The organism is Roseomonas sp. TS2 (assembly GCF_058833935.1).
On record NZ_JCACVY010000159.1, the window covers coordinates 1 to 10397 of the forward strand.

At 72.9% G+C, this 10397-nt stretch carries 11 protein-coding genes; 8 read left to right on the forward strand and 3 right to left on the reverse strand.

The genetic code is table 11. From position 1 onward, the window contains the following. Nucleotides 1–117 precede the first annotated feature (117 nt). The 4 genes from ACZJYS_RS19165 (at nucleotide 118) to ACZJYS_RS19180 (ending at nucleotide 4436) form a co-directional block, all read left to right on the forward strand. Nucleotides 118–2274, forward strand: a complete 2157-nt coding sequence (locus tag ACZJYS_RS19165) for a malate synthase G (RefSeq protein ID WP_493179964.1) — start codon at nucleotides 118–120, stop codon at nucleotides 2272–2274. Continuing rightward, nucleotides 2275–2832: a sigma-70 family RNA polymerase sigma factor gene (locus ACZJYS_RS19170; protein ID WP_493179965.1), complete on the forward strand. Its 558-nt coding sequence runs from the start codon at nucleotides 2275–2277 to the stop codon at nucleotides 2830–2832. It abuts the gene before it with no gap. Continuing rightward, nucleotides 2829–3551, forward strand: a complete 723-nt coding sequence (locus ACZJYS_RS19175) for an anti-sigma factor (RefSeq protein ID WP_493179966.1) — start codon at nucleotides 2829–2831, stop codon at nucleotides 3549–3551. The genes ACZJYS_RS19170 and ACZJYS_RS19175 overlap by 4 nt, the downstream gene beginning before the upstream one ends. A gap of 96 nt (nucleotides 3552–3647) precedes the next feature. Next, entirely contained in the window at nucleotides 3648–4436 is a 789-nt protein-coding gene (locus tag ACZJYS_RS19180) for a DUF4394 domain-containing protein (protein WP_109516477.1), read from the forward strand. A gap of 71 nt (nucleotides 4437–4507) precedes the next feature. Here ACZJYS_RS19180 and ACZJYS_RS19185 read toward each other — a convergent pair whose 3' ends face one another. Next, on the reverse strand, nucleotides 4508–5053 hold the full coding sequence (locus tag ACZJYS_RS19185; protein WP_109516476.1) for a GNAT family N-acetyltransferase: 546 nt from the start codon (nucleotides 5051–5053) through the stop codon (nucleotides 4508–4510). Between the two features lie 10 nt (nucleotides 5054–5063). Continuing rightward, complete coding sequence (locus ACZJYS_RS19190) at nucleotides 5064–6515, reverse strand: amidohydrolase (protein WP_245906244.1); 1452 nt, start codon at nucleotides 6513–6515, stop codon at nucleotides 5064–5066. A 143-nt stretch (nucleotides 6516–6658) separates the two neighbouring features. Here ACZJYS_RS19190 and ACZJYS_RS19195 point away from each other — a divergent pair, with 143 nt between their 5' ends. Genes ACZJYS_RS19195 through ACZJYS_RS19210 form a run of 4 tightly spaced genes read left to right on the forward strand, consistent with a single transcriptional unit; the run spans nucleotide 6659 to nucleotide 9089 of the window. Further along, nucleotides 6659–7093, forward strand: coding sequence for an MgtC/SapB family protein (locus ACZJYS_RS19195; protein ID WP_219929707.1), 435 nt, complete (start codon nucleotides 6659–6661; stop codon nucleotides 7091–7093). Nucleotides 7094–7135: 42 nt separating this feature from the next. Further along, nucleotides 7136–7840, forward strand: coding sequence for an ATP12 family protein (locus ACZJYS_RS19200; RefSeq protein ID WP_493179967.1), 705 nt, complete (start codon nucleotides 7136–7138; stop codon nucleotides 7838–7840). A 41-nt stretch (nucleotides 7841–7881) separates the two neighbouring features. Continuing rightward, nucleotides 7882–8157: an acylphosphatase gene (locus tag ACZJYS_RS19205; protein WP_493179968.1), complete on the forward strand. Its 276-nt coding sequence runs from the start codon at nucleotides 7882–7884 to the stop codon at nucleotides 8155–8157. Next, nucleotides 8154–9089, forward strand: a complete 936-nt coding sequence (locus ACZJYS_RS19210) for a hypothetical protein (RefSeq protein ID WP_493179969.1) — start codon at nucleotides 8154–8156, stop codon at nucleotides 9087–9089. Before ACZJYS_RS19205 ends, ACZJYS_RS19210 begins: the two co-directional genes overlap by 4 nt. Before the next feature lie 60 nt (nucleotides 9090–9149). On the opposite strand, the gene ACZJYS_RS19215 is transcribed toward ACZJYS_RS19210, so the two are convergent. Further along, nucleotides 9150–10154: an amino acid ABC transporter substrate-binding protein gene (locus ACZJYS_RS19215; protein ID WP_379635702.1), complete on the reverse strand. Its 1005-nt coding sequence runs from the start codon at nucleotides 10152–10154 to the stop codon at nucleotides 9150–9152. Between the last annotated feature and the right edge of the window lie 243 nt (nucleotides 10155–10397).

The following is a 10397-nucleotide window of genomic DNA, read 5'->3' on the forward strand; positions in this document are numbered from 1 at the left end:
GCCGCCTTGCCGTGGCCCCTTTGCCGTTGGCCGGGATGCGGGTTAACTGCCGTCCAGACGAGACTGGGCCGGCACATTGCCGCCGGCCCGCACAAATCCTGGGAAGGAGCAGCGCGCATGGCGGGTCGGGAACGGATCGGATCGCTGGACGTCGCGTCCGAGCTGAAGGCGTTCATCGAGGCCGAGGCGCTGCCGGGCACCGGCGTGATGCCGGAGACCTTCTGGGGCGCCTATGCCGCCATCCTGGCCGAGCTGGGGCCGCGCAACGCCGCGCTGCTGGCCGAGCGCGACGAGCTTCAGGCGAAGATCGACGCCTGGCACCGCGCGCACCCCGCGAAGCCGGTGGATGCGGGCGCCTACCGCGCCTTCCTCGAGGAGATCGGCTACCTGCTGCCCGATCCCGGCCCGGTGAGCGTCACCACCGAGAATGTGGACCCCGAGATCGCCAGCATCGCCGGGCCGCAGCTCGTGGTGCCGGTGAACAACCCGCGCTACGCGCTGAACGCCGGCAATGCCCGCTGGGGCAGCCTCTACGACGCGCTCTACGGCACCGACGCCATCCCGCAGGAGGGCGAGCTCGCCCCCGGCCGCGGCTTCAACCGCGCCCGCGGCGAGAAGGTGATCGCCCGCGCCCGCGCCGTGCTGGACGAGGCGGCGCCGCTGCTGGGCGGCTCCTGGTCGGATGTCTCCTCCCTCTCCGTGGTGGGCGGCGTGCTGGTGGTAGGCCTCTCCGAGGGCGCCACGGCGCTGCGCGACTCCGCCCGGTTCGCCGGCTACACCGGCGCGGCGGACGCCCCCTCGGCCATCCTGCTGCGCAACAACGGGCTGCACATCGAGGTGGTGGTCGACCGCGCCAGCCCGATCGGCCGCGACGACCCCGCCGGCATCTCGGACGTCGTCCTCGAATCCGCCCTCTCCACCATCATGGATTGCGAGGATTCCGTCGCCGCCGTCGATGCCGCCGACAAGGTGGAGGTCTACCGCGCCTGGCTCGGCCTGATGAAGGGCGACCTGGAAGCGAGCTTCGAGAAGGGCGGCAAGGTGGTGACCCGCCGCCTGAACCCGGACCGCAGCTACACCACCCCCGAGGGCGGCAGCCTCACCCTGCATGGCCGCTCGATGATGCTGGTCCGCAATGTCGGCCACCACATGATGACCGACGCGGTGATGCTGGACGGGCAGGAGACGCCCGAGACCATCCTCGACGCGCTGACCACCGTGGCCATTGCGCTGCACGACCTGCGCGGCCGGCGGATGAACAGCCGCGCCGGCTCGGTCTACATCGTCAAGCCGAAGATGCACGGGCCGAAGGAAGTGGCCTGGGCCAACGACCTCTTCGCCCGCATCGAGGACGCCTTCGGCCTCGCGCCCAACACGCTCAAGATGGGCATCATGGACGAGGAGCGGCGGACCACCGTCAACCTCCGCGCCTGCATCCAGGCCGCCAGCGCGCGCGTCGCCTTCATCAACACCGGCTTCCTCGACCGTACGGGCGACGAGATCCACACCTCCATGGAAGCCGGCCCCGTGCTGCGCAAGAACGACATGAAGGGCACGGCCTGGATCCGCGCCTACGAGGCGTGGAACGTCGACACCGGCCTGGCCTGCGGGCTGCGCGGCCGGGCGCAGATCGGCAAGGGCATGTGGGCGATGCCGGACCGGATGGCCGACATGCTGGAGCAGAAGGTCGGCCACCCGAAGGCCGGCGCGAACACCGCCTGGGTGCCCTCCCCCACCGCCGCCACGCTGCACGCGCTGCACTACCACGAGATCGACGTGGCCAAGCGGCAGGCCGAGATCGCCGAGGGCGGCGCCCGCGGCAAGCTGGAAGAGATCCTCACCATCCCGCTGTCGGACAGCAACTGGTCGCCGGCCGATGTGCAGGCGGAGCTGGACAACAACGCCCAGGGCATCCTGGGCTATGTGGTGCGCTGGATCGACCAGGGCGTCGGCTGCTCCAAGGTGCCGGACATCAACGATGTCGGGCTGATGGAGGACCGCGCGACGCTGCGCATCTCCGCCCAGCACATCGCCAACTGGCTGCGCCACGGCGTGGCGACGAAGGCGCAGGTGGAGGAGACGCTGAAGCGCATGGCGACGGTGGTGGACCAGCAGAACGCCGCCGACCCCGCCTACCGCCCAATGGCCCCGGCCTATGACGGCGTGGCCTTCCGCGCCGCCTGCGACCTGGTGTTCGAGGGCGCGACGCAGCCCAACGGCTACACCGAGTTCGTCCTGCACCGCCGCCGCCGCGAGGCGAAGGCCGCCGCCTGAATGCGCGACGGCGCCGCCCCGGCCGAGGACGCCACCCTGCCCGCCCTGATCGCCGCCGTGGCGCGCGGCGAGCAGGCGGCGCTGCGCGGCGTCTATGACCGGCAGGCGGCGCGGCTGTTCGGCGTCGCCAACGCCATCCTGCGCGACCGCGAGATGGCGGCGGACGCGCTGCACGACGCCTTCCTCAAGCTGGCCGCCCGCGCCGCGCAGTTCGACCCGGCGCGCGGCGCGGCGGAGGCGTGGCTGGCCGGCATTGTCCGCCACGCCGCGCTCGACCTCGCCCGCCGCCGCGGCCGCGAGATGCCGACCGACGACCCCGGCCTCGGCGACACGCCGGTGCCGCCCGCCGCGCTGGAGCGGGTGGCCGCCAGCGAGGAGGGCCGCCGCCTGCGCGAATGCCTGCTCGCGCTGGAGGAGAGCCGCCGCCACGGCATCGTGCTGGCCTTCGTGCACGGCCTCTCCCACGCGCAGATCGCGGCGCGGCTGGAACTGCCGCTGGGCACGGTGAAGGGCTGGATCCGGCGCGGCCTGCTGCAGTTGCGGGGGTGCCTGGCATGAGCGGCGCCATCCCCGAGGCGGAGCGCGAGGCGCTGGCCGGCGAATACGTGCTCGGCACGCTGGAGGCCGGCGCCGCCCGCGCCGTGGAAGCGGCGCTGCCGCAGGACGCGGCGCTGCGCGCGGCGGTGGAGCGCTGGGAGGCGCGCCTCGCCCCGCTCGCCGCCCTCGCCCCGCCCGAGGCGCCACCCGAAAACCTCTGGTCGCGCATCGAGGCGGCGCTGCCCGCCGCCGCCCCGCCCGCCGCCACCGTCATCCCGCTCCGGCAGCCCGCGCCCGCGCGGCCCGACCTTTCCGGCCTGTGGCGCGGCTGGGCGATGGGCAGCACGGCGCTGGCCGCCGGCCTCGCCGCCTTCCTGGTGCTGCGCCCCGCCCCGGAGGCGCCGGCGCGGCTGATGACCGTGCTGCTGACCCAGCAGGACCAGCCCGCCTGGCTGGTGGAGGCCGAGGGCGGCGGGCTGCGGCTCGCCGCGCTGAACCCCCGCCCCGTGGCCTCCGACCGCGTGCTGCAGCTCTGGGCGCTGCCGCCCGGCGCCACCGCGCCCACCTCGCTCGGGCTGATCCCGCCCGAGGGGCGCATCAGCGTCTCCCCCGGTGCCATCACGCCGCAGCCGGGGATGCTGATCGAGATCACGCTGGAGCCGCCGGGCGGCTCGCCCTACGCCCGGCCGAGCGGGCCGATCCAGTTCATCGGCCGCCTCGCCCCCGCCACCGGAAGCTGAGGAATTTTTTCACGCGCCCCGCATCCAGCGGGCGCGCCGCGCCGTAGCGCGGGCAGAGGCAGCCAGCCCGGCCGCCGCACCCGTGGAGTGACGCGCATGCGCAACAGCCTTCCCGCCCTGCTCGCCGCCGGCCTGGCCATGGCCGCCCCCGCCTCGGCCGCCACGCTGGTCGGCCTGACCGCCGACAACCGGCTGGTGCGGATCGACACGGAAAGCCGCGCCGCCAGCGCCCCCGTCATGGTGCGCGGCGTGGAGGGGCGGCTGCTCGGCATCGACGTCCGCCCCGCCGATGGCCGGCTCTACGGCGTGACGGAGGGCGGGCAGATCGTCACGCTGGATGCCGCCACGGGCCAGGCCACCGCCGTCAGCCGCCTTTCGGAGACGTTCGAGTCCGGCGGCCGCGCGGTGGTGGACTTCAACCCGGCGGCGGACCGGCTGCGCCTGATGGGCATGGGCGGCGTGAACTTCCGCATCCACCCCGACACCGGCGCGGTGACGCGCGACGGCACGCTGAAGTACCAGCCCGGCCCCTATGGCGAGACGGCGCCGCGCATCGTCGCCGGCGCCTACACCAACAGCGTGGCCGGCACGCAATCCACCGCGCTCTACACCATCGACACGCTGCTGCGCCGGCTGAACCTGCAGGCGCCGCCGAATGACGGCGTGCAGCAGCCGAAGGGCGAGATCGCCGCCTCGCTGCCCGCCGGCGTGGCCTTCGACATCCTGAGCACCGGCCAGGGCGGCGGCGCGCCGGGCAACACCGCCTGGCTGCTGGCCGGCGGCACGCTGCACACCGTCTCGCTGGAGAGCGGCGCGGCGACGCCGCTCGGCGCCGTCGCGCGGCTGCCGCAGGCCGAGATCCTCGACATCGCCGCCATGCCCTGAGGCTTGTATAATCTGAGGCCTGCGTGATCTGGGGCCTGCATGATCTGGGGCCTGGCGGGCCGCCGCGCGCCTCAGGGCGGCGGCGGCCCCTCGCCCAGCAGCTTCTGCATCATCACCAGGTCGAGCCAGCGGCCGGCCTTGCAGGCCACCTGCGGCATCAGCGCCACGCGCGCGAAGCCCAGCCGCTCATGCATGCGGATGGAGCGGTGGTTGGCGGCGTCGATCGAGGCGAGCATGGCGTGCTTGCCGAGCGCCCGCGCCTCCTCCTCCAGCGCCGCCAGCAGCGCGCCGCCCAGCCCGTGGCCGCGCGCATCGGCGCGCAGGTGCACGGAATGCTCCACGCTGTGGCGGAAGCCCGGCCAGGCGGCGCGGAAATCGCCGAAGCTGGCGAAGCCCAGCACCGCCCCGCCCGGCCCCAGCGCCACCAGCACCGGGTAACCCTGCGCGTGGCGCTGCGCGCACCACAGGGCGCGCCGCTCCGCCGTGTCCGGCGTCTCGGTGTAGACGGCATCGGTGTGGGCGACGATGTCGTTGAAGATCGCCACCATCTCCGGCAGGTGCCGCTCCGCCGCGGGCGCGAGGCGGATGGTGCGCAGCGCCGGCAGCGGGGAGGGCATGCCGCGCCCCTCAGCCGGCGCGGGGCGCACGCAGCGGCGGCGCCACCACCCCGGGCGGGATCGGGCAGGCATAGGGGCGGCCGCCGGTGCGGCGGGTCAGCTCCGCCCGCGCGCGGGCCAGCATCTCCGGGTCGCGGATCGCGTCCAGCGCCGTCGCCGCCATCGCCTGGGCGGCGTGCACCATGCCCTTGTGCGCCGCCGGCCGCCTGCCCTGCGCCACCATCTGCCAGGTGTGGAACGGCGTGCCGATGGCGTAGCAGGCGCCCCAGCACTGCACCGTGGGCACCACCCAGGAGACGTCGCCCACATCGGTGGAGCCGGCGTTGAAGCGCGGCGTGCCGTCGAAGGCCAGGATCTCCTCCGGCAGCGGCAGGGCGCCGCTCTCCGGCGGCGCGCCGAAGGTCGCCACGCCGCTCTCGATGTCCTCGGCCGTCAGGCTCTCGCGGATGGCGGCGGCGAAGGCGCGGTCCTCCTCGTCGAAGCGCGGCGGGCCGAGGCGGCGGATGTTCTCGTGCATCGCCATCTCCAGCACCGTGTTCGGCACCACCTCGGAGCAGGCCTTGTCCACCTCGACGGTGAGTTCCGTCTCGGTCATGTGCGCGGCACCCTCGGCGCAGCGGCGCACGCGGGCGAACAGCGCCTCGGCCTGCGCCACCTTCGGCGAGCGGATCAGGTAGAGCACCTCAGCCCGCGCCTGCACCACGTTGGGCGAGATGCCGCCCGCATCGGTGATGGCGTAGTGCAGCCGCGCGTCGGAGGGGATGTGCTCGCGCAGGTAGTTGGCGCCCATGTTCATGATCTCGACGGCGTCGAGCGCGCTGCGGCCGAGATGCGGGCTGCCCGCCGCATGGGCGGGGCGGCCCCGGAAGCGGAAATAGACCTGGAAATTGGCCAGCGTCAGGTTCGACATGACGCCGGCATAGGTGCCGGGGTGCCAGCAGATGGCGGCGGCGAGGTCGTCGAACACGCCCTCCCGCGCCATGAAGGTCTTGCCGGAGCCGCCCTCCTCGGCCGGGCAGCCATAGTAGCGGATGGTGCCGGAGAGGCCCTCGGCCGCCAGCATGTCGCGCGCCGCCGCGGCGGCCAGCATGGCGCCGGTGCCGAGCAAGTGGTGGCCGCAGCCATGGCCGTTGCCGCCCGCCACCAGCGGCGCGGGCCGCGGGTTGCCGGCCTCCTGGCTCAGCCCCGCCAGCGCGTCGAACTCGCCGAGGAAGCCGATGACAGGGCCGCCCTGCCCCACCACCGCCTCGGCCATGAAGGCCGTCTCCAGCCCGGCGACGCGGCGCGTGACGCGGAAGCCCTCCGCCTCCAGCAGCGCGATCTGCGCCGCCACGGAGCGGTGCTCGGCGAAGCGCAGCTCGGCCATCTCCCAGATGCTGTCGGCGAGGGCGGTGTAGCGCGGCGCGCGTGCGCCGATCCGGGTGGCGAGATCGTCGGGGTCCAGCGAGTCGTTGCGCATCATGCGTGTTCCGGTTGCAGCGGGCGGACCCTCGCACCTCGTGCGGGAACAGGGAAGGCCCCCGGTCGGCCCCGCCGCCGCACGGCTGCGTGGGACCATGGAGAAGCCCGCGGCAACCGGCCGGGCACCGCGCGGGTTGCCTCCGCATGCCGCTCGACGACCCCTCCATGCTGGACCATGCGCGCGACCTCGCCATCGCCTACGCCCTGGCCTTCCCCATCGGCTGGGACCGCGAGCGCGAGGACCGCAGCGCCGGGCTGCGCACCTTCCCGCTGGTGGCGATCGCCGCCTGCGGCTTCCTGCAGGCGGCGTCGGAGGTGGTGCGCGACGACCCGCAGGCGGTGGCGCGCATCCTGGAGGGGCTGATCACCGGCATCGGCTTCATCGGCGCGGGCGCCATCATCCGCAGCGGGCGGCATGTGCACGGCACGGCCACGGCGGCGGGGCTGTGGACCACGGCGGCGATCGGCGCCGCCTGCGCGCTCGGCGCCTATGAGGTGGCGGTGGTGCTGGCCGTCGCCACTGTGGCCACTTTGCGCGGTCTGCGCGTGTTCAAGGAGGATCGCGATGCCTCGCGCTGAGATGATCTTGGCGAAGGGGTCGCGACCCACCATAAGCCATGCATGAAGCGTTTCTGGGATCAGGCCGCCGCTGCTCCGGCCGAGGATGGTTTCGCCGTGCTGCTCGATGGCCGCCCCCTGCGGCTGCCCGGCAGCGGCCCGCTGCGCCTGCCCCTGCCGCGGCTGGCGGAAGCCGTGGCCGCGGAATGGCAGGCCGCCGGCGGCGCCAAGGGCGGCGAGATGAGCATGGAGGAGGTGCCGCTCACCCGCGTGGTGGCCACCGCGCTGGACCGCATGGCGGCCGACCCGGCGCCGAGCGTCGATGCCATCGCCGCCTATGGGCGCACCGACCTGCTCTGCTACCACGGCACCGATGCGCGGCTGGCCGCGCGGCAGGCGCAGGCCTGGCAGCCGCTGCTGGACTGGGTGGCCCTGACCTTCGACGCCCCGCTGCGCGTGACCACCGGCGTGATGCCCGTGCCGCAGCCGCCCGAAGCGGAGCGCGCCCTGCACGCGGCGGTGGCGGCGTTGCCGCTGCTGAAGCTGGCGGCGCTGGGTGTCGCGGTGCCGGCGCTGGGCAGCCTGGTGCTGGGCCTGGCCCTGGCGCATGGCCGGCTGGACGCCGCGGAAGCCTGCCGCCTGGCCTTCCTGGACGAGACCTTCCAGCAGGAACTCTGGGGGCAGGATCGCGAAGCGCTGGAACGGCAACAGGGCATCGTGAAAGATGTCGCCCTGGCCGAGCGCCTGCTGGACCTGGCGCGCGGCTGAATGGCGCGGAAAGCGCCGGGCCACGGGCAGGGAGGAACAGCATGGACGCCAAGCGTGTCCGCATCCGTGGGCGGGTGCAGGGTGTCGGCTACCGTGAATGGATGGTCCGCGAGGCCACGCGGCGCGGCGTGCTGGGCTGGGTGCGCAACCGGCGCGATGGCAGCGTCGAGGCCCTGGTGGCCGGCGACGCCGCCGCCGTCGGCAGCCTGCTGACCGCCTGCCGCGCCGGCCCGCCCCTCGCCCGCGTCGAAGAGATCACCGAAGAGTTCGCAGATCCCCCAGCGGAGCCGGGATTTCGCCGGACCGCAACACAATGAGCAGCATGTTCCAGATCGACACGCCCATCATCCTCTATTCCTTCGACCGGCCCGCCTATCTGGAGGCCGTCTGCGTGTCGCTGACACGGCAGAAGGGGGTGCGCTACGACCCCGCGAAGGTGTTCCTGCTGCAGGATGGCGCGATCTCCGCCCTCAGCGGCCGCCGCATGGCGCGGGACGCGGATATCGAGGCCAGCGTCGCTCTGTTCCGCCGCCACTTCCCCCAGGGGCAGGTGCGGCGCAGCGAGGGCAATCTCGGCGTGGCGCGCAACATCCTGCGCGGCGAGAAGCTGGTCTTCGAGGAGCTGGACGCGGAGCTGGGCTACTTCTTCGAGGACGACCTGGAACTCGGCCCCTGGTACCTCTACGCGCTGGAGCGGCTGCGCGAGATCACCGCGCCCTTCCCGCGCATCGCCTATTTCGGCGCCTATGGCGACCACCGGCGGGACTATCCGGGCCCGGTGGTGAAATACATCCCGCTCGAGCACCACTGGGGCTTCGGCCTGCGCCGCCACGCCTGGCGGCAGATGATGGCGTGGCTGAAGCCCTATTACGACATCCTGGAAGGGGTGGACTACAACGCCCGCAACCACCGCCGCATCTTCGAGCTGTTCCGCCCGCTCGCCATCGCCAGCGAGGCCTCCTCGCAGGATGCCGCCAAGAGCATCGCCTGCCTGGAGCTCGGCCTGTACCGCGTGCTGACCACGGTCTCCTTCGGCCGCTACATCGGCGAGCGGGGCAATTCCTTCTCGCCGGCGCATTTCCGCGCCATGGGCTTCGACAAGATGCGGGTGGCGCAGAGCGAGACCTACGAGTTCACGCCGCTGACCGAGGCGCGGCTCCAGGAGATCGACGCGCACCACCGCCGCCACTACGAGCGGCTGCGGCGCGAGCGCTTCGACGACATCCTGGCCGCGCATCCGGGCCGCTGAGCCGGCCCGGGGAAGCCAGGCGGGGCGGGAGAGGCGGGGCGGCCCGCCTCCCCCGGAGGCTCAGCGCATCGGCGGCGCGTATTGCAGCCCGCCCTTGGTCCAGAGGTTGTTGATGCCGCGCTGCACGCCGAGGGGCGTGATGTTGCGGTCCCACATCTCGCCGAAATTGCCGAGCTGCCGGACGATCTGCACCGCCCAGTCCGGCTGCAGGCCGAGCATCTTGCCGAGGTCGCCGGTCTTGCCCATGAAGCGCTGCACGTCGGGGTTCGGGCTGTCGGCGAAGCTGGCGAGGTTCTGGCTGGTGATGCCCAGCTCCTCCGCCGTCAGCTGCGCGAAATGCGCCCAGCGGACGATGTCGAAGAACTTGAAGTCGCCCTTGCGGACCACGGCGCCGAGCGGCTCCTTCGAGATGATCTCGGGCAGCAGCAGGTAGTCGGCCGGGTTGGTCTGCGTCGCGCGGAAGGCGGCGAGGGAGGAGGCGTCGTTGGTGTAGGCGTCGCAGCGGCCGGAGTTGAAGGCGGTGCGGATCTCCTCGACGCTCTCGATCACCACGGGAGTGAACTTCATGCCGTTGGAGCGGAAGTAGTCCGCCAGGTTCAGCTCGGTGGTGGTGCCGGGCTGCACGCAGACCGTGGCGCCGTCGAGTGCCCGGGCCGAGGCCACGTTCAGCCCCTTCTTCACCATGAAGCCCTGGCCGTCATAGAAGTTGATGCTGGCGAACTCGAAGCCGAGCGACGCCTCGCGCGAGAGGGTCCAGGTGGTGTTGCGCACCAGCAGGTCCACCTCGCCCGATTGCAGCGCCGTGAAGCGGTTCTGCGAGGTGGTGTTGACGAAGCGGATCTTGCTGGCGTCGCCGAAGATGGCGGCGGCGACGGAGCGGCAGGAATCGGCGTCCAGGCCGCGCATCACGCCCTGGCTGTCCGGCAGGCTGAAGCCCGCCGTGGTGCCGGTGACGCCGCAGACCACCGCGCCGCGGGCGCGGATGGCGGCGACGGTGTCCGCGCCCGCCTGGGCGCGGGCGGGCGTGGCGCCGAGAAGCGTGGTGACGGCGAGGCCGGAAGCCATGGCGAAACCGCCGATGGCCGCAAGAGCGGAACGGAACACGGTGCTCTCCCTGGTTTTTCGGCCGGCGGCCAGCGCCGGCGCCACAAGCAGTCTTGATGGCGGAACGAGCCGAGGCAAGGCAATATCGCCATCGCAATAGGCATACCGAAACGGGAATGCCTTCCGGATCATCGTTCTGCCCGGATTTATGCCTACCGTTTCGTATTCACACTATCATACGGCCGCCACGGCTTGCACGGAAAA